We start from the raw sequence: 17,580 nt of genomic DNA, 5'->3' as shown, positions 1-17,580 counted from the left end.
ATCAATCAGATATCAAAGAAGACGGTTTCGTTTTCACCCTGAATGTAAATATCAAAGGTGTAGGTGTCGCCGGATTGCTTGGCGATCAGCGTTGGGATTCGCACGCGATGTTCAATACGGCCCAACACCGGATCCGCGGCATTGGCCTCTTCTTCTTCCGGGAAGTACATGCGCGTGTTGAGGCCGATGTTGATTCCGCGCGCGACGATCCAAAAGTTGATATGCGGCGCTTGCGCTCTGCCATCAGGAAACGGCACAGAACCCGGTTTCACAGTCTCAAAACAGAACTCACCAGTTTCCAGATTTACCGGCTGACGTCCCCACCCTGTAAAGTTTGGATCTGCATCTCCACGTGTTTCCGAAGGGCTGTTGAACAGGCCCTCACTGTCTGCCTGCCAGATCTCTAGCATGGCGTCTTTTAGTGGTGTGCCGGTTCCATCAAACACACGGCCTTTGATGGTGATGCGCTGGCCTTTACTCTGCTCATTCACCATGCGGGCACCAAGGTCTTCTTTAAAGATCCCCGTATTACCGATGAAGTTTGGGGTACAACCAATGTGAACGTAAGGGCCAGCGGTCTGGCTTGGGCTTTCTTTCAGATACTCCAGTTTAGTCATATCAGTTGCCCTCCATACGGTTCTCAAACATGGTCGAGCGACGTCCGCGCAGAACAATATCAAATCGATAGGCGCGTGCATCCATTGGCACGGTGTGGTTCATATCCAGCTTGGCAACAAGCATCTCAATGGCTGCAGGTTCATTGATGGTTCGAACAATCGGACACATCGGAATATGCGGATCGCCCTCAAAGTACATCTGTGTGATCAGACGCTGCGCGAAACCAGAACCGAAGAGAGAGAAATGGATATGTGAAGGACGCCAGTCATTGACCCCGTTTGGCCATGGATACGGTCCGGGACGAATGGTGCGGAAGGCAAAGTAGCCGTTCTCATCCGTGATGACGCGGCCACATCCACCGAAGTTCGGGTCAAGCGGAGCCAGATAGCCGTCTTTCTTGTGACGGTAACGACCACCTGCATTGGCCTGCCACACCTCCACCAGCGCGTTTGGCACAGGCCTGGCTTCTTCATCCAGAACGTGGCCATGCACGATGATGCGTTCTCCCAACGCACTTTCACCGGGCTTGGCGTAGTTCAACACCAGATCATGATCCAGCTCGCCAAGCATATTGTGGCCGAACACCGGCCCAGTGGTTTCGCTGATTGTATTTCCGAATGACAGAAGTGCTTTTTGCGGTGACCGCAACACACTCGTTTTGTAATTGGGCGACAATGCCTGCGGGTGCCAGTTTCGATCTCGCGGAAAGAACGGACCAGCATTGGTCGTTGGCTTGCTCATCTCACTCCCCTGACGCATCAAGCTGCGCGAACACATTTTTTACGACTTTGATGGCGCTGTTTGCGGCTGGCACACCAGCATAAATTGCGGTGTGCAGCAGAGCTTCGCTTATATCTTCCCGTGTTGCCCCGGTGTTTCTTGCAGCCCTCACATGCATGGCTACTTCATCCAGGTGCCCTAACGCAGCGAGAAGCGCAATAGTTACAATGGACCTCTCTCGCAATGTCCAGTTGTGCCTTGACCATACATGACCCCATGCGGCTTCAGTAATAAGTTCCTGAAATGGCGCATCAAAACTGTTCTTTTGTACTTCAGCTGCATTCACGTGGGTGTCCCCCAACACCCGGCGACGTGTTTGCATTCCCTGTTTGTAGATTTCAGTTTGACGCTGCTCGCGCTGATCAACGTTACCCGGCCAACGCGAGATTGCCTGCCGAACCAGATGCGCCAGATACTCAGGTTGCTCAATGCTCGGCAAATGTCCGCAGTTACGAACCCGCTCAAACTTGGCGTTCGGGATGAGGTTTGTCATCTCTTCCACCAGCTCTGGTGGCGTGGACTGATCATCCTCCCCTGCTATGCACAGAACGGGCACGTCGATCTGGGCTGCTGAGCATGTCAGATCCGCATCACGAATGGCAGCGCAAGTGCCAAGGTACCCCTCCGCCGGTGTCCGGCACAACAGGTTGCGATAACCTGCGACAGAAGCAGGCGAACAATCCTGAAAGCCTGATGAGAACCAACGGGACATCACCGCATCGGCGATCCCCTCCATCCCGTTGGCCTCAATCGCGTCGATGCGGTCTTGCCACCCCTGAGGGTCACCAATGCGCGGTGCGGTGTCACACAGGATGAGCCCTCTGACCAAATCTGGTCGGGCTGCCTGCAGCGCCATTGCGATCATTCCCCCTACAGATACACCGCAAATCACCGCATTCTTGATGCCCTGACTGTCCATGAGTGCAGCAAGGTCTCGCATATGCAAATCAATGGAGTAACGCGCGTCCCCAACACCAGAAAGACCATGCCCGCGTTTATCATAGGTCAGAACTTCGCCTTGATGCCCGAGATGAAGCAGAAACTCATCCCAAATGCGAAAGTCCGTTCCCAATGAGTTGATCAGAACAAGCGCTGGAGCAGCTGTGTCCGAGCTGGTCTTTTTGAAGTGAAGCGCGGTCGCGTTTAAGTCTATGAAGTGCATGCACATCCCCCTAAACGGATAAATTGCATACCCTTTTCAAAATGAATAATGATATTATCCAGATTAATCATATTGAGATTGTTATGAATAACTTGCGCAGATTAAAGCTCAGGCATTTGGAAGCTTTTGTTGAGGTATCTCGCCAGAACAGCGTAAGCCGCGCTGCGGAGGTCCTTCATCTGACCCAACCCGCTGTCACGCGGACTATCCGTGAACTGGAAGAAATCTGCGGCCAACCGTTGATTGAAAAAGACGGGCGCGGCATTCGCATCACCCACTATGGTGAGGTGTTCCTGCGCCATGCAGGCACCAGTCTAGCGGCTGCCCGTAACGGCATCAATGCATTATCTCAGCTCAGCTATAGCGACGGGCCAATGGTCCGCATCGGCGCGCTACCAACTGTCGCTGCTTCGCTCATTCCACAAGCCGTCAAAGCTTTCCTTGATACAGGGTTGCGCAATCGACTGCATATCGTGACCGGTGAGAACCACGTGCTGCTCGATCAACTACGAAACGGTGAGCTGGATCTGGTTATGGGCCGCCTTCCCGCACCTGAAAATATGCAGGGATTAGTGTTTGAGCCGCACTATCGCGAACGTGTTGTGTTTGCTGTCGACAAGAACCATCCTTTGGCAGGCAAACCGCAAATCAGCGTGAGTGAACTAGACGCTTTTCCGGTCCTAATGCCTTCCGCAGCCTCGATTATCCGCCCTTTCGTGGACCGTCTCTTCATTGAACATGGCATCCCGGAACCAGAGCAAGCGATCGAGACGGTATCTGACTCATTCGGCCGGGCATTCACGCAGGAATACAATGCAATCTGGATCATTTCTCGCGGCGTGATCGCCCGTGAGATCGAGTGCGGCCAGTTTGTGGAACTGCCCATCGATACCCGCGCAACAGTAGGATCAGTTGGCCTCAATATGCGTGCAGGCGAGACATTGGACAGTGCAGCTCAATGCTTTGCGGAGATTCTGATGGACCTGAGCGAGCGGGAAGAAACCCACGCTCCAGCCTACTGAAGGAAAGCCATTTCGGAGGACATATTGATACCCATTGCGGCATGAAAAGCACGGTATTTTTCATTATTCATTTTGAAAAGTGTATGTAATTCTCCGAATTCACAGTGGTGATTCCTAAGAATTCCCTTGGCGGATCATCCGGATCGTGATTAAGAATTCGACAGCCTTCGGGAGCTGAGACTGTCCCAAGTGCAGGATCAGGAAGGCGTGTCTGGTTTCGACCATTCTTCAGGAGGGTCACTTACTTATGTTTGGTAATTTCAAAGGCCTTTGCGCTTCAACAGCGCTTCTGCTTGCCAGTGTTTCCATGGCAGGCGCGGCAGAATACACTTTTAAGCTTCACCATTTTCTAAGCCCGAAGGCACCGGCACAGACCAAGATGCTGGAACCATGGGCAAAGGCCGTTGAAGAGAATTCCGGTGGTCAGGTCAAAATCGAGATCTACCCATCCATGTCACTGGGTGGTCGCCCGCCTGAGCTGGTGAACCAAGCACGTGACGGCGTGGTTGATCTGGTCTGGACCCTGAATGGTTACACACCTGGCCTGTTCCCACGCACTGAAGTGATGGAACTCCCGTTTGTTTTCCTTGATGACCCTCGCGCTGCAAACCTTGCGCTCTACGACATGTTCGGGAGCGATCTTAAGGCTGACTACAAAGGCCTTGAAGTGATGTTCCTGCACGTGCATGCGGGTAACGGCTTGCAAACACGTGATAAAGAAGTGCGCAGTCCAGCTGATATGGCAGGCATGCGCATACGCACACCATCACGCACTGGTGCATGGGTGATTGAAGCGCTTGGCGCATCCCCAGCTGCAATGCCAGTTCCGGAACTGCCAACAGCTCTTCAGAAAGGCGTGATTGATGCAGCGTTCATTCCTTGGGAAATCATCCCACCGCTGAAAATTCAGGAGCAGACAGAATACCAGATCGAAGGTGCAGGCAAAGCACGCTTTGGTACTTCTGTCTTCCAGGTTTCCATGAACAAAGGCCGCTGGGAAGGTCTGCCTGCTGATATTCAGAAAGCATTCCGCGATGCGTCTGGTCCTGATTGGTGGGCAAAGGTTGGTGAAGTTTGGCGCGCGACAGATGACTTTGGCATCGGCCTCGCAGTAAAGTCTGGCAACAAACACATCACTCTTTCTGACGAAGAAACAGCTGTCTTTAGAGAAGCTCTGGCTCCAGTGGTTGAAAAGTGGACCTCGGAAGTTTCCAAAAAAGGCATTGATGGCAACGCGATGGTTGCAAAAGCACAGGCATTGATTTCCAAGCACAGCGAGTAGCTATGGGCGCCTTTCAAAAACTCGGACGCACCGGCATTGCCGGTGCTTTCGAAAAACTTATTGTAGCATGGGCACTTGCCGGTGGTTTGGTTCTGCTGGCAGTTGTCGCAGTCAACATCTACTCCACCCTTGGCAATATGTGGGCGGCTCCATTTCCCGGAGATTTTGAGCTCACCGAGATCGGCGTTGCTATCGCAGTTTTCTCCTTCCTGCCGTTCTGCCAGATCACTGATGCCAATGTCACAGCAGATATTTTTACCAGCAAAGCCGGACCGCGTTTGAAAGCGCTTCTCGCACTGATCGCCTCTGTGATTGCGTTTGGGTTTGGGCTGCTGCTGTTGTGGCGCATGTACTACGGTATGTCTGATCAACGAGATTACGAATACACCACCGCAATTTTGCAGATCCCTGTTTGGTATGCGTATGTACCTGTTTTGATTTCGCTTTTCCTGCTGAGCGTTGGCGCGATCATCACCTTGAGTGAAAACTCCAGAGATCTGATCCGGAGAACCTGATGGCGGCCAGTCTTTTTATGGGCTTTGGTGCCCTCGCCATTTTGGTGTTCCTGATTGTCATCCGTATCCCAATTGCTTACGCGATGATCCTTGTCGGCGGGGTCGGGATTGCGCTGATCAACGGCCCGATGCTGCTGCTTAGCCAATTGAAAACATTGGCTTATGGGCAGTTCGCCATTTACGATCTTTCAGTCATTCCGCTGTTTATTCTGATGGGAGCGCTCGCCTCAAAAACCGGCTTGAGCCAGTCCTTGTTCAGAGCGGCCAATGCGTGGCTTGGTTGGATGAAGGGCGGCACCGCGATGGCCGCCATCGCGTCCTGCGCTGGGTTTGGTGCAGTTTGCGGATCCTCGCTCGCAACCGCCTCAACCATGGGCAAAGTGGCTCTGCCAGAGCTGAAGCGTTACAATTATTCAGGCGCTTTGGCGACAGGAACGCTCGCCGCTGGCGGAGTTCTGGGCATTCTCATCCCGCCAAGCGTTGTTTTGATCATCTATGCGGTGATCGTGGAAGCGAACATCGTTACTATGTTCGTTGCTGCGTTTATTCCGGGTATTTTGGCCGTTCTTTTGTTCTTGGCGGTCATCTCACTCTACGTTTTTGTCAGTCCCTCCTCCGGCCCTGCTGGCGGAGCCGGAACGCGCGAAGAGTTCCTCGCAGCCTCCCTCGGCGTACTGCCTGTGCTGACCGTTTTCGGACTTGTCATCGGTGGCATATATTTCGGCTTCTATAATCCGACACCAGCTGCTGCAGTGGGCGTGTTCCTCGTGATGATGTTCGGCCTGCTCCAGCGCAATCTGGCATTTGGAGACATGATCGAAGCGCTGAAGGAGACAGCAGCCACTTCAGGTATGATCTATCTGATCCTGCTGGGTGCTGAGCTGCTCAAGATCTTCATGTCTCGCATTGGCCTTCCGCAAGAGACCGCTGCATGGATTGCAGGCTCTGGTCTTGAGCCGATGACGGTGATGATCCTGATCCTGCTGGCCCTGATCGCGCTTGGATGCCTGATGGATAGTATGTCCATGATGCTGCTGGTCATCCCGTTCTTCTGGCCTGTTCTGATGGAACTGAACGGCGGCATGTATCAGGGAGCAGATGGTGCCGGATATGGCATGAGCACGGAAGACCTGAAAATCTGGTTCGGCATTCTGGCGCTAATCGTCGTCGAACTCGGGTTGATCACGCCACCAGTGGGCATGAACGTCTTCGTCATCTCAGCTCTGGCCAAAGACACGCCAATGAGCCAGACCTTCAAAGGCGTAGCACCTTTCTTCGGAGCCGAACTGGTACGCGTCGCCATTCTGGTCAGCTTCCCAGCCCTAACCCTCTGGCTACCAAAGCTGCTTTCCTGATCAAATCAATCGGTGCCTTGGTTCACGATATGACTAAGGCACCGAACATTCCCCAAAGGCTCACATAGCAATTTTGCTATGATTTTTGCTGATAAATCAATTTTACATAGCAATCATAAACGGCAACACTGAGCGCTATTCAAACGTGTATTCGCAATCCATTTTACTTCTGACTTAGCGCATATCCCAATTGCCGCGATCTGACAGATGTTTTGAACCTAAGGAATTTTTCATGACCCACCATAGAGATCGTACTCAGGTTGCGATTATCGGCGGCGGTCCGGCTGGTTTATTACTTTCTCACATCCTAAGCGAAAACGGCATCGACAGCGTTGTTCTGGAACAGCGCACCAAGGATTATGTTCTCTCGCGCATTCGTGCTGGCCTGCTGGAAACCGGAACCGTTCAGTTGCTGCGCGATTACGACCTGGCAGAGCGCATGGACAAAAACGGCAAGAGCAAAAAGGGCTCATGGATTACGCGGCAGGGGTTCCCGAGCCATTTCATTGATACGCACAAATGGACCGGCAAGGAGATGATGGTCTACGGTCAGACCGACATCACCGAAGATTTGTATGACGCACGCGAGCGAGCGGGCGGCAATGTTATCAACGAAGCTGCAGATGTGGCCTTGCATGATGTCACAGCAGACGCGCCTTATGTGACCTACGTGAAAGACGGGCAAACGCATCGTCTGGACTGTGATTACATTGCAGGTTGCGATGGCTTCCATGGTGTGAGCCGCAAGACGATCCCAGCTGACATCTTGCGCACTTATGAGCGCGCCTATCCGTTTGGTTGGCTAGGCATCATGGCAGAAGTGCCACCGCTGCCGGATCTGGTTTATGCCTATCATGAGCGCGGCTTTGCCCTTGCCTCACAGCGCAACCGGCTGCTGAGCCGCTATTACATTCAGTGTCCGCTGACTGACAGCGTTATGGACTGGTCTGATGAGCGATTCTGGGAAGAGCTTCTGGCCCGTTTCCCGGAGGAAGTCGCTTCAGAGATTGTCACCGGCCCATCCATCGAAAAGTCCATCGCTCCGCTTCGCAGCTTCGTGGCAGAGCCTATGCAATACGGGCGTATGTTCCTTGCGGGTGATGCAGCGCATATCGTGCCGCCTACGGGCGCGAAGGGACTCAATCTTGCGGCTTCTGATGTGTTCTATCTCTCACGCGGGTTGATTGAGCAGATCAAGAGCAATCGCTCGACCCATCTGGAACGTTATTCAGAGTTGGCCCTGCGCCGGGTCTGGAGCTCCGAGAACTTCTCCTGGCGGATGACACAGCTGATGCATGTGTTCCCGGAGATGAACGGGTTTGATGCCAAAATCCAACAGAACAGCTATGAGTTGCTGCTGCAAAACGAGACCCAACAGCGAGCTCTGGCGGAAGAATATGTTGGATTGCCGTTTGAAGAGCTGGACGCGTTGACCCTGTCAGCTGCCTGATCCAGCTATTAGAGAGAGGCCCATCCCTCTCTCCCCACCTTCTCGGTGAGGCTTAGGGCTCTGTCCGGTCCGCAATCTCAATGATCGCTGCCGCGAACGCCTCCGGGCTTTCCTGAGGCAGGTTGTGACCCACGCCATCAATCACCCGGGCATCATAGTATCCATTGAAGTTGGTTTCATGCCCCCGGCTTTGGCGCGGTGGGCTTACGCCATCATCTGCGCCAAGCAATGCAATGGCTGGAACGTTGATCTTAGGCTGTCCGGTCAACAGAACCTCAATCTTCTCATAGGCCGGATCGCCCTCTACGAGACCAAAGCGATGCCGATAAGAATGGATCACCGTGTCCACGAAATCCGGGTTATCGAAGCTCTCGGAGGTTTCGCGGAACGTGCGGCGGGAGAACTCCCAGGTCGGGGACCACTGCTGCCAGAGCAGCCGTGTCAGGTCTTCCCTATTCTCAGCCAAACCATTTCGCCCACGCTCGGTGTGGAAGTAGTATTGATACCACCACAGATGCTCATCTTCCGGCGAAGCCGGGCGATAGGCTGCTGGGATGTTCTGGATGTTGTAAGCCACACCGCCGCTGACCAGCCCCCTCACCTTTTCGGGCCACAGCGCAGCTGCAATGCAGGCGGCACGGCCACCCCAGTCATATCCAGCAAGGATCGCCTGCGGAATTTCAAGCGCCACCATCAGCGAGCGCAGGTCAAACGCAAGTGCTCCTTGCTGGCCTGAACGTGGGGTCTGAGGGGAAAGATATTGCGTTGGACCATAGCCGCGCAGGTACGGCACAATGCAGCGGAAACCACGATTGGCGAGGATGACGGAGACTTCATCATAGCTGTGCACGTCATAGGGAAAGCCGTGGAGCAGGATGGCTGGAACACCTGATTTCGGTCCCACATCCATATAGGCAACGTTCAGCACCCCGGCTTCAATAAATTTCATCAGTCCCATCCCTCATATGGTGCAGCAGCTCTTTGAAATACTATAGACCAGAGCTACAGGGAGAAAGCCATTCTTCAAACTCAGACTTAAGGCGTGTCACCTCTTCCTCATTCAGCAGAAAGCAGTCGAAACCTCCATCATAAGGCGCGAGAATCCGGGAGCTCTCACGGTTCATCAGCAAAAAGCGCTCGTCATCATGGGCTGCATCTTTAAAGGCGCCCCGGTAAACTTCAGGAAACCACCGGACTTCATTTCCATAGAATCCAATTGTCTCTTGCTCACCGAACGGGTCTTCCTCATACTTCCACTTGAACCAGTATTTCAGCCGAAACTGATCAAGCAGTTTATGGCTGTAGGGCAAAGGGTATTCTTCAAAGTTGGGAAAGTACTCAACGAAGAGGCATTTTTGCCCCTCCTTCAAGATCCGGTTGCCCAGAATGCGGCCCCGGTCGAAGACAATTGCTTCTTCTTCCGGTGTCTCGGCATAACGCTTGGCATCTGGTAAGGCGTGGAACCTGACCCACCTTTCAGGCATCACATTGCGGAGATAATGGCTGTAGGGAGGTAAGTCCCCAAAATAGCCTTTCCACTCGTCAATGAACCTTTTCACAGTGATACAACCCTGTCTCAACCACTCAGCAAAACAATTGGGTGATCCGATGAGACTTAGTGGAGATTGGTTCGAATTCTCCTAGGTATTTTGATGCAATCCTCTTTGAATTCGCAGGAATTACAGAAAGGCCTTCACCCGCTCCGTGCATTGCATGGCCTCAGCAAAGGCTGCGAAAATGCGCGTTGAAACCGGATTGCTCACTGCCTCAAACTCCGCATGCCATTGAATGCCAAGGAAGAACTCCTTCTCCGGATGGTGGAAGGCTTCAATCACCCCATCCTCAGAAGTCGCATCCAACATGAGGCCTTCACCCAACATGTCCACGGCCTGCTCATGCAGTGAGTTCACGTGGTGAGTGCCATCGCCCAGGATGTCACGAAGGAGCCCGTTCTCTTCAAGGCAAAGCTGATGGGCTGCACAATACCGCTGATTTGGTGGCAGTTTGTAGTCGATGGGGCGGTGCAACACGAAGGCTTCGTTTTCATAAAGATCGTTACGGATGGTGCCGCCAAAGGCCACATTTATCTCCTGCATGCCACGGCAAATGCCGAGCAGCGGGATGTTCTTTGCAAACGTGGCACGGATCAGCGCAAAGGCTGCTCGATCTCGTTTGTCATCAAACGGGCCATGGCTCTCAACCGTGCCACCGCAACGGTAGTAAGACGGCTGAATGTTGGAAGCATCACCTGTCAGAATAACACCGTCCACCAGTGAAAGGACATGCGCCAGTTCCGCATCATTCAGCAGAGTTGGCAGGATGACTGGGACAGCTCCAACAGCCTGCATGGCGGCAGTCAGGTACTTGTCGTCGATGGTCTGCGTTGTCAGACCGGCCTCTTCTGAGGAATTCGCCAGGATGCCGACAATAGGTCTTTTTTCAGCAACCGCACTCGGCAGAGTGGTGATGCCACTGTTATTTGTCATGAGCGTATCCCTTCAGGGCACTAAATATCTGCGCAGCCGCGCTCTGAAATTATTGAAAGTAACGTTATCGCTTCAGCGACTTGGCGTAGTGGTTTTCAATCCGCTGTTGCACAAACTCCAGCATAACGGACATCACCCAGTAGATGATGGAGGCAGTGATCAGCATCTCCAAAATTTTGAAGTCAGATCGTCCCTGCGTTCTGGCAATGAACATGATGTCCCAGACCCCAACCACGGAAACCAGCGAGGAATCCTTAAGCATGGCGATAAACTGGTTGCCCGTTGGCGGCACAATAACTCGCATTGCTTGAGGCAGAATGACTTTTCTGAAGGTCAGCAAGCGTTGCAATCCAAGCGCATCTGCAGCTTCCCACTGGCCGACTGAAATGGACTGAATGCCAGAGCGGAAAATCTCGGTCATGTAAGCCCCGTACACCAGCGACAACGCAATGATGGCGGCTGGCACCGGCGAAATCACGTATCCAATCTGTGGCAGGCCGAGGTAGATCAGGAAGAGCTGCACAAGCAGTGGCACTCCGCGGAAGTAGGAAGTGTAAAACGCCCCCACACCTTCAACAACGCCAATGCCTGAGAGTTTCGCCGTGGCGCCCATGAGCGCAAACGCAAAGGCCAGCGAAATGGAAATGGCAGAGACATAGAGTGTGGTGAAGGCTCCGGTGCCCAGAAGGAAGGGCAGTTTTCTGCCGATGAACTCAAAGCTCAGCTCAAAACTGAGAAAGAAGCCAAACGCCCCAGCCGCCAGCAGCAGCCAGACTGTTATCAGCTGTGCCCGGCGGGACAGGCTCAGGACCAGATAGCCGAGGCCTGAGACTGCCAGGAAAATCACCATGGATACAGAAAAGCGCCCCCACCAGCCGGAGAGTGTTTCCTCGCTCATTGCAGGGCGAAGGAACGAGCCGATCAGGCCTTGATTGAAAGCCAGAGCAAACGCCAGCACGAAGGCCAGCAGTCCGAGCGTTGCTGCAGCTTTCAGGCGGGCTGGCCCCTGCCTGAAAGCACCATTGGTGAGTGTGATCATGGTCTTACTTAACGCTTACCAGATCCGCACCGTGCCATTTCTTGGAGAGCTCTGCGAGCGTGCCGTCGTTCTTCATCTCATCCACGATAGCAGCCAACTTGTCGTTGAGCTCTTTGTCGCCTTTATCGATCGCAATCGCCAGCGGCTCGTAGAAGATCGGGTCACCCAGCTGCTTGATCGGCAGGCCCTTCTTCATTGCCTGCTGAATGACAGGAACGGACTGCGCCAGCGCGTCCAGACGCACACCGTCACCAAGGGACAGCTCGTCGAACTCGTTGATGTCACTGTAAAGTTTGATCTCACCCGGTGTCACGGCATACTCAAAGGATGGCGCGCCAACCGCATCAATCTCAAGCCTGTGCTCCAGATATTTGTGGTAGGTGGACGAGCCCACAACGCCGATAACCTTGCCGTTCAGATCCGCCAATGAAGTGGCTTTGGAGTTCTTATGAACCGCAAACGCTGCCGGGGTGTAGTAGTAGACAGCCGGGAAATCCAGCACCTGCGCACGGGCCTTTGTTGGGGTCATGGAGCCAACCACCATGTGCCATCTGCCGTGCCACCGCCCTGCGGTCATCACTTCCCAGCCTGGGGTGACGAACTGCACATCCACTCCAAGGCGCTTTGCGATCTCTTTGGAGACGTCGATGTCGAAACCCTGCAGCTGGTTATCATCTCCCATGAACGCGTTCGGGCGATAGTCAGAATTTGACCCCACAACCAGCGTCTTGTTCTTCATGATCGCATCCAGAGCCTCACCAGCCTGAGCGCTCAGGCCAACAACGCTTGCAGAGACAAACAATGCAGCCCCAATGATGGCTTTTCCGGTATTTTTAAACATCCCAACCCCCAATTTCGTCATTCTGACGGACAATTTTCAAAATTTTGGGCAGTTTATAGGTACGGTTCAAAGCAAGACAAATCAGTCTGATTGATCCATGTATACAAAAACTCTATATATAGCCCATGGCTATCTCCCGACGTTTCGTCCCCACCCTTCAGGAATTACGCGCACTGGATGCTGTTGCTCGGCACAAATCCATCTCTGCTGCCGCGCGGGAACTGAACGTCTCTCAACCAACTATATCTTATCATATCAAGCAGTTAGAAGAGCGTTGGGATGTCAAACTGTTCCGCATGAACGGACGCAATCTGGAGCAGACGGAACTGGTGCAGGATATTCTTTCGGAAGTCTCTGCAATCAACAATGGTATAGAGAATCTCTCATACCTGCTCGCCAGCCAGACAGCGCGAAAACAGCTGACAATCGGCATCGCGCCCTCTTTGGCCTCCATTATGCTCGTCCCACGTCTGGCCGAGTTCTCCGCTCTGCATCCCAACGTGGCCATCCGCATCAGCGCGGCAAACCGCTTCGTCGATTTCGCGGAGGAGAAGCTGGATGTGGCCCTGCGCCTGTTGCCAAAACCAGAAGGGGATCTTGGAGCCTCTCCCCTCATCCCGCTGCCACAGGAACGGATGCGGGTGGTTTGCGCGCCCAGTTATCTGGAAGCACTGGCAGGGGAGCCAGTAGCCCCGCATTCTGCCCCCGTTGAGCTGTTTGCCAGGGCGGACTTTATCCATGAAGACGAAGCGTTTCACTGGCAGAAGTATCTGGAAGCCTATTGGCCAGACTTCTCGGGCCAGATGGTCCCGCAGCTCACCTTCAACAACACCGACCTGATCCTGCAAAGCGCCATTGCCGGACGCGGCTTTGCCATCCTCAGGGATCTTTACGTCATAGATGCGCTGAATGCAGGCACGCTCATCGAACCCTTCCGGGAAACACTCCCTTGCCAGCGAGCCTTCCAGTTCGTGCTGCCGGAGACAACCATTCCCTCAGCTCAGGTGTGGGATTTCATCAACTGGCTCAGTGCTGAAATGCAGGCGATGCATATCCGCTAAGAACAGATGTACCGGGCTTATCAAAGCCCTTGGATAATCTCTGAGTAGATCACACAGGCCCGCAAACACATTGCCAGTTAAGTGCTGCGAAAGCCGTCATTTCGTCAGATACATGATACTTTTTTGAGCAAATCGCCCTAACAAACTCAAGAATAAATTAGAATTCCTCTAAGTGATTATCAATTTTCCACTTTAAATCTATACAATATTCTGAAGTCATGTATTGTCATATTAAATAGATAAATCTCATGTAGTCATAAAAATAGATTTTTACATGGATGAACATAATAAAATTAAAATCACTAATCGAAATTACGGAAACAAAACTGCGTAGATGATGGTAATCACTCAAAATATTCATCAACACCACAATTTATTTTACTTATCGCGATGGAATCAATCCGCGTTCACAATAACCGGCACCCAATCTGCCTGCAGGTTCCTCACAGCGAAGCTGGAACCTCACCCGTTTCGGAGCACGTCCCCGAAAGTAGGCTTGGTGTAGCTGCAGAGTTATCGTAGGCTGATGACAGGGCATACCCTTTTAGCGGGAGCCAGCATACTAGCCCAAAGCCAACGGCTGAGCACAGTTATTGTCCTTTTCAGAGCCGAATACGTTCAAGAGACTCTTTTCTTATTGGAAGGAAAAGGATGGACATTCATCAACTCAAAACCTTTGTGACAGTTGCTCGTGAGGGCAGCATCACCAAAGCTTCTGAACTGCTTTTTCGAAGCCAACCGGCTGTTAGTGCGCACATAAAAAACATGGAAGAAACGCTGGGACTCACCCTGTTCCAGCGCACCCCAAGAGGCATGGCGGTGACGCCAGATGGGCAGCGTTTGCTGAACGAAGCCCACCAGCTACTCGACAGGCACCAGAAGTTTCTGGAGGAAGCCTCCCGGCTGCGCGGCAGCCTTGCAGGTCAACTCTCACTCGGCGCAGGTCGCAACTCCAGCACCGGCGTGGTCAGCAACCTTCTGGCGGCTATGTCCCAGGAGTTCCCCGAGGTGGAGGTGGAGCTCCAGCATCGGGCTTCTGTCAAAGTGCTGGAAGGTATTCGTAATGGAAGTCTGGATGCAGGGTTCTATACGGAAACCGGCGAGGACGATTCCGATCTCTCCACGCTGGAGATCTCCAATTTCTGCGTCTACCTCGCCGCACCTGCCAATCTTGTGCCGGTTGCCTCTGAGTTCAACTGGAAAGCGTTGGAAGACGTGCCGTGGATCTACCCCAGCTGCAACTCCTGTTGCGGACGGTTAGCGCGTGATCTGTTGGAAACGCACGGCATCCGGCCAAAACGCGTGATCAACGTGGATGACGAGGGGGTCACCCGTGCATTGATCGCCAGCGGTGTTGGCATTGGCCTTGTGCATGCCAACTCAACCAACCCGCGGGAGCAGGAAGGCGATATCGTTCTGCTGACACAGGTGCAAAAATCAGCCCGCGTGCTGTTTGCGCATTTGTCTTGTCGGATCGACGATCCTGTCATCGCGGCGGTGCGTTCCATTCTGGCAACAGACAACTGCACCAGCATTCCGTTTCAGGGTGACCAAAACATAGAGGTGGCGCTGATCGCCTCCTGATCTTTTCAAGAAAACAAACGCGCACGACTTCAGCCCAGTTTCTGGGCTGAAGTTCGCTGCACATTGCTTTCCAATTGGGTGGATGGCTGCTCTCCCCAGTTGACGTCAAAGACAACAACAATCCGGAATACTGAGGAATTTTTCATTTTTAATTCTCATCGGGAGAAGCCACATGCAAAGAATTCTATACAGCCTCAGCGGTGCCTCCGGGCAGCACTATTCCCCGCATGTCTGGAAGATCATCATGTCCCTGAAGCACAAGGGACTCGCGTTTGACCTGAAGCCCGTTTCCTTCGGCGACATTGCCAGTATCGAAGACGGTTCCTATAGCAGCGTGCCTGTGCTCAACGATCAGGGCACCTTGCTGGGCGACAGCTTCGAGATCGCGCAATATTTGGAAGCCACCTATAACGACACACCAAGCTTATTTGATGGGGCCGGCGGCCTGCATCTCTCACGTTTCGTGGAGAGCTATTGCAAAACAGTTCTGCACCCGACATTGGCTGTAATTGCCGTGATGGACATGTACAACATCATGAGTGATGCAGACCGCATTTACTTCCGTGCTGCACGTGAAAAGCGGTTCGGAATGCCGCTGGAAGACGTCTACGCTAACCGTAATGCAGAGCTGGCAACCTTGCCGGAGAAGCTCAATCCGGTGCGCGATCTGCTGGCGACGCAAGACTGGCTTGGCGGCGAGAAAGCCATGCATGCTGACTATGTTTTGTTCGGCACGCTGCAGTGGTGCAACGTCTGTTGCGCAGATCCATTTTTTGCAGCAACGGACCCTGTCCAGATGTGGTTCGAACGCATGCTCGATCTTCATGATGGTGTGGGCCGCAAAGCGGTCAGCGAAGCAGTCGCAGCCTAACGCTGCACACTCATCAGGCGACGCAAAATCCATAGGATGTTCAGAAGGTATCGCATTTTCTGCGATGCCTTCTTTTTGTGCAAGTCATTGTATTATCAATAATTTACCTGCGATAAAGTTTACTGAAGGGTGCCTCATCTATCCTGAGGGAAGCCATCAGTATTTTCATCTTGTTCTTAGCAATCCTTTCCGGCTCCATAGGGCCACACGAAAAAATATTATTGGACGCGAGGGACGAAACTTACCTCACAACCGGCAGTGACACAGCGCAGATTCGACCGGGTCTGTGAACGCTCTTTCTCTGCCCACGCATAACAAAAATGACAAGCCAACGCAGTTTGTCAGGGGCCGCGCTATGCGCATCTCCTGAACCGGCATTTTTCAGATTTTCTTTCCAGGTGAAGGATCAGAGGATTTATGGATGCACATCTTGAAACACCGGAATATTTGGCAAAAGGAACAGCCCCACTGTCCTTTGATTGGGTCCGACAAGTGCACACACTTGGACCCACCGGCACGAACTGCGAGAGAGCTGCTCTGAGGTGGGCTGCACGCCATTGCAAGAATGCTGAGGTCTTTCTTCATGCCACGATGGAACTGGCAGCAGAAGCCGTCGCCAAATGCAGAAAATCCGTTCTGCTGAGCGTGGTGGCCTACCCGCATCTACATTCCATCATTTACGAGCACATTGGAGAGCTGAAGCTGATGGACGTGTTCATCATGAACACCGACAACATGGTTCTGGCGTCTTCTACCGGCGAAACACCCAAGCTCTGCGCCACGCACCCGGCACCTGAAAAGCTGATCCCGGCCTCTATTGAGCGCAAGTTCGTCACCAGCAATGCGCAAGCTGCTGCTGTCTGTGCCAAGGGCGAAGCGGATGGCTGCATCACCACGTTGTGCGCCGCCAACGAGTTTTCTCTGACAATCCTAAGAAAGCACGGTCCTGTGCCCATGGGCTTCACTATTCACGGCCCGTTACAAGCCACCCCGGCCTCCCACCCATCGTTTACGAGTGAATTTCAAAACCCCAACAGGAGGGAACTTCATGACACAGAAAGCTTATGAAACACCAATCGAAATCCGCTACCGCGATACTGACTCCATGGGCCATGTGAGCAGCCCGATCTACTACGATTACATGCAGTCCGCTTACTTGGAATACATGCATGATCTGCTCAAACTGCCAAAGTCTGAGAAGCTGCCACACATCATGGTGAAGACCTCCTGTGACTACGTTTCTCAGGCGCTCTATGGCGATCGTCTGGTGGTGCTGAGCCGCGTGACCAAGTTTGGTGGCAAGAGCTTTGAAATGCAGCACGAAATGCGTCTGGATGATGCGGATGGCCGTGTTGTAGCCAATGCCTCCTCCACACACGTGATGTTCGACTACGAAAAGCAGTCAACCTATCCGGTGCCGGATGACTTCAAGGCTGCAGTGGCTCAACTCCAAGAACCTGTCGCTATGCATCAGCCAGCATAAGATCTGTCACTTTTCTCGAAATCTGGAGATC

General features: G+C 53.0%; 18 protein-coding genes. 10 read left to right on the top strand and 8 right to left on the bottom strand.

Annotation, left to right across the window (positions count from 1 at the left end):
• Positions 1-5: 5 nt before the first annotated feature.
• From pcaG to pcaD, 3 genes are read right to left on the bottom strand one after another with little or no spacing between them, the layout of a single operon-like run.
• Positions 6-617 carry a protocatechuate 3,4-dioxygenase subunit alpha gene (pcaG, locus tag PJE062_RS12270; RefSeq protein ID WP_008549053.1) on the bottom strand — a complete coding sequence of 204 codons (612 nt, stop codon included), beginning with the start codon at positions 615-617 and terminating at the stop codon, positions 6-8.
• A 1-nt stretch (position 618) separates the two neighbouring features.
• The gene (gene pcaH, locus PJE062_RS12265; RefSeq protein ID WP_008549430.1) at positions 619-1,377 is read right to left on the bottom strand and encodes a protocatechuate 3,4-dioxygenase subunit beta; all 759 of its coding nucleotides are present in this window, start codon (positions 1,375-1,377) and stop codon (positions 619-621) included.
• Positions 1,361-2,560, bottom strand: coding sequence for a 3-oxoadipate enol-lactonase (gene pcaD / locus PJE062_RS12260; protein ID WP_008549456.1), 1,200 nt, complete (start codon positions 2,558-2,560; stop codon positions 1,361-1,363). The genes pcaH and pcaD overlap by 17 nt, the downstream gene beginning before the upstream one ends.
• Positions 2,561-2,601: 41 nt before the next feature.
• On the opposite strand from pcaD, the gene pcaQ reads away from it, so the two are divergent.
• From pcaQ to pobA, 5 genes are all read left to right on the top strand, one after another.
• Positions 2,602-3,582 (top strand): pca operon transcription factor PcaQ, encoded by a 981-nt coding sequence (gene pcaQ, locus PJE062_RS12255; RefSeq protein ID WP_008549328.1) that lies wholly within the window; start codon positions 2,602-2,604, stop codon positions 3,580-3,582.
• A gap of 247 nt (positions 3,583-3,829) precedes the next feature.
• On the top strand, positions 3,830-4,864 hold the full coding sequence (locus PJE062_RS12250) for a TRAP transporter substrate-binding protein (protein WP_008548906.1): 1,035 nt from the start codon (positions 3,830-3,832) through the stop codon (positions 4,862-4,864).
• Between the two features lie 2 nt (positions 4,865-4,866).
• Positions 4,867-5,379, top strand: coding sequence for a TRAP transporter small permease (locus PJE062_RS12245; RefSeq protein ID WP_037036692.1), 513 nt, complete (start codon positions 4,867-4,869; stop codon positions 5,377-5,379).
• Positions 5,379-6,734 carry a TRAP transporter large permease gene (locus tag PJE062_RS12240; protein WP_008549429.1) on the top strand — a complete coding sequence of 452 codons (1,356 nt, stop codon included), beginning with the start codon at positions 5,379-5,381 and terminating at the stop codon, positions 6,732-6,734. The genes PJE062_RS12245 and PJE062_RS12240 overlap by 1 nt, the downstream gene beginning before the upstream one ends.
• 232 nt (positions 6,735-6,966) lie before the next feature.
• Positions 6,967-8,184, top strand: coding sequence for a 4-hydroxybenzoate 3-monooxygenase (gene pobA, locus PJE062_RS12235; protein ID WP_008548855.1), 1,218 nt, complete (start codon positions 6,967-6,969; stop codon positions 8,182-8,184).
• Positions 8,185-8,236: 52 nt separating this feature from the next.
• Here pobA and PJE062_RS12230 read toward each other — a convergent pair whose 3' ends face one another.
• The 5 genes from PJE062_RS12230 to PJE062_RS12210 form a co-directional block, all read right to left on the bottom strand.
• Entirely contained in the window at positions 8,237-9,133 is an 897-nt protein-coding gene (locus tag PJE062_RS12230; RefSeq protein WP_008548937.1) for an alpha/beta fold hydrolase, read from the bottom strand.
• Positions 9,134-9,173: 40 nt separating this feature from the next.
• Positions 9,174-9,743 carry a hypothetical protein gene (locus tag PJE062_RS12225; RefSeq protein WP_008549443.1) on the bottom strand — a complete coding sequence of 190 codons (570 nt, stop codon included), beginning with the start codon at positions 9,741-9,743 and terminating at the stop codon, positions 9,174-9,176.
• 120 nt (positions 9,744-9,863) lie between these two features.
• On the bottom strand, positions 9,864-10,670 hold the full coding sequence (locus tag PJE062_RS12220; RefSeq protein ID WP_008548927.1) for a gamma-glutamyl-gamma-aminobutyrate hydrolase family protein: 807 nt from the start codon (positions 10,668-10,670) through the stop codon (positions 9,864-9,866).
• Between the two features lie 64 nt (positions 10,671-10,734).
• Entirely contained in the window at positions 10,735-11,709 is a 975-nt protein-coding gene (locus PJE062_RS12215) for an amino acid ABC transporter permease (RefSeq protein ID WP_008548889.1), read from the bottom strand.
• Positions 11,710-11,713: 4 nt separating this feature from the next.
• On the bottom strand, positions 11,714-12,550 hold the full coding sequence (locus PJE062_RS12210; RefSeq protein ID WP_008549404.1) for a transporter substrate-binding domain-containing protein: 837 nt from the start codon (positions 12,548-12,550) through the stop codon (positions 11,714-11,716).
• A 125-nt stretch (positions 12,551-12,675) separates the two neighbouring features.
• Here PJE062_RS12210 and PJE062_RS12205 point away from each other — a divergent pair, with 125 nt between their 5' ends.
• The 5 genes from PJE062_RS12205 (at position 12,676) to PJE062_RS12185 (ending at position 17,549) form a co-directional block, all read left to right on the top strand.
• On the top strand, positions 12,676-13,611 hold the full coding sequence (locus tag PJE062_RS12205) for a LysR substrate-binding domain-containing protein (RefSeq protein WP_008548923.1): 936 nt from the start codon (positions 12,676-12,678) through the stop codon (positions 13,609-13,611).
• 651 nt (positions 13,612-14,262) lie between these two features.
• A complete protein-coding gene (locus PJE062_RS12200) occupies positions 14,263-15,195 on the top strand; it encodes a LysR family transcriptional regulator (protein ID WP_008549448.1) in 933 nt (310 codons plus the stop codon).
• A gap of 172 nt (positions 15,196-15,367) precedes the next feature.
• The gene (locus PJE062_RS12195) at positions 15,368-16,066 is read left to right on the top strand and encodes a glutathione S-transferase family protein (protein ID WP_008549134.1); all 699 of its coding nucleotides are present in this window, start codon (positions 15,368-15,370) and stop codon (positions 16,064-16,066) included.
• A 591-nt stretch (positions 16,067-16,657) separates the two neighbouring features.
• On the top strand, positions 16,658-17,134 hold the full coding sequence (locus PJE062_RS12190; protein ID WP_208982278.1) for a hypothetical protein: 477 nt from the start codon (positions 16,658-16,660) through the stop codon (positions 17,132-17,134).
• A complete protein-coding gene (locus PJE062_RS12185) occupies positions 17,115-17,549 on the top strand; it encodes a thioesterase family protein (protein WP_008549314.1) in 435 nt (144 codons plus the stop codon). Before PJE062_RS12190 ends, PJE062_RS12185 begins: the two co-directional genes overlap by 20 nt.
• Positions 17,550-17,580 lie beyond the last annotated feature (31 nt).

Origin of the sequence: Pseudovibrio sp. JE062 (assembly GCF_000156235.1) — a bacterium.
Lineage (GTDB): Bacteria > Pseudomonadota > Alphaproteobacteria > Rhizobiales > Stappiaceae > Pseudovibrio.
This window is presented reverse-complemented; position numbering and strand designations above follow the sequence as displayed.

Coding starts and splice junctions, on each gene's coding strand:
- pcaG (WP_008549053.1), bottom strand. CDS start 617: ATGACTAAACTGGAGTATCTGAAAGAAAGCCCAAGCCAGACCGCTGGC.
- pcaH (WP_008549430.1), bottom strand. CDS start 1,377: ATGCGTCAGGGGAGTGAGATGAGCAAGCCAACGACCAATGCTGGTCCG.
- pcaD (WP_008549456.1), bottom strand. CDS start 2,560: ATGCACTTCATAGACTTAAACGCGACCGCGCTTCACTTCAAAAAGACC.
- pcaQ (WP_008549328.1), top strand. CDS start 2,602: ATGAATAATGATATTATCCAGATTAATCATATTGAGATTGTTATGAAT.
- PJE062_RS12250 (WP_008548906.1), top strand. CDS start 3,830: ATGTTTGGTAATTTCAAAGGCCTTTGCGCTTCAACAGCGCTTCTGCTT.
- PJE062_RS12245 (WP_037036692.1), top strand. CDS start 4,867: ATGGGCGCCTTTCAAAAACTCGGACGCACCGGCATTGCCGGTGCTTTC.
- PJE062_RS12240 (WP_008549429.1), top strand. CDS start 5,379: ATGGCGGCCAGTCTTTTTATGGGCTTTGGTGCCCTCGCCATTTTGGTG.
- pobA (WP_008548855.1), top strand. CDS start 6,967: ATGACCCACCATAGAGATCGTACTCAGGTTGCGATTATCGGCGGCGGT.
- PJE062_RS12230 (WP_008548937.1), bottom strand. CDS start 9,133: ATGAAATTTATTGAAGCCGGGGTGCTGAACGTTGCCTATATGGATGTG.
- PJE062_RS12220 (WP_008548927.1), bottom strand. CDS start 10,670: ATGACAAATAACAGTGGCATCACCACTCTGCCGAGTGCGGTTGCTGAA.
- PJE062_RS12215 (WP_008548889.1), bottom strand. CDS start 11,709: ATGATCACACTCACCAATGGTGCTTTCAGGCAGGGGCCAGCCCGCCTG.
- PJE062_RS12210 (WP_008549404.1), bottom strand. CDS start 12,550: ATGTTTAAAAATACCGGAAAAGCCATCATTGGGGCTGCATTGTTTGTC.
- PJE062_RS12205 (WP_008548923.1), top strand. CDS start 12,676: ATGGCTATCTCCCGACGTTTCGTCCCCACCCTTCAGGAATTACGCGCA.
- PJE062_RS12200 (WP_008549448.1), top strand. CDS start 14,263: ATGGACATTCATCAACTCAAAACCTTTGTGACAGTTGCTCGTGAGGGC.
- PJE062_RS12195 (WP_008549134.1), top strand. CDS start 15,368: ATGCAAAGAATTCTATACAGCCTCAGCGGTGCCTCCGGGCAGCACTAT.
- PJE062_RS12190 (WP_208982278.1), top strand. CDS start 16,658: ATGGAACTGGCAGCAGAAGCCGTCGCCAAATGCAGAAAATCCGTTCTG.
- PJE062_RS12185 (WP_008549314.1), top strand. CDS start 17,115: ATGACACAGAAAGCTTATGAAACACCAATCGAAATCCGCTACCGCGAT.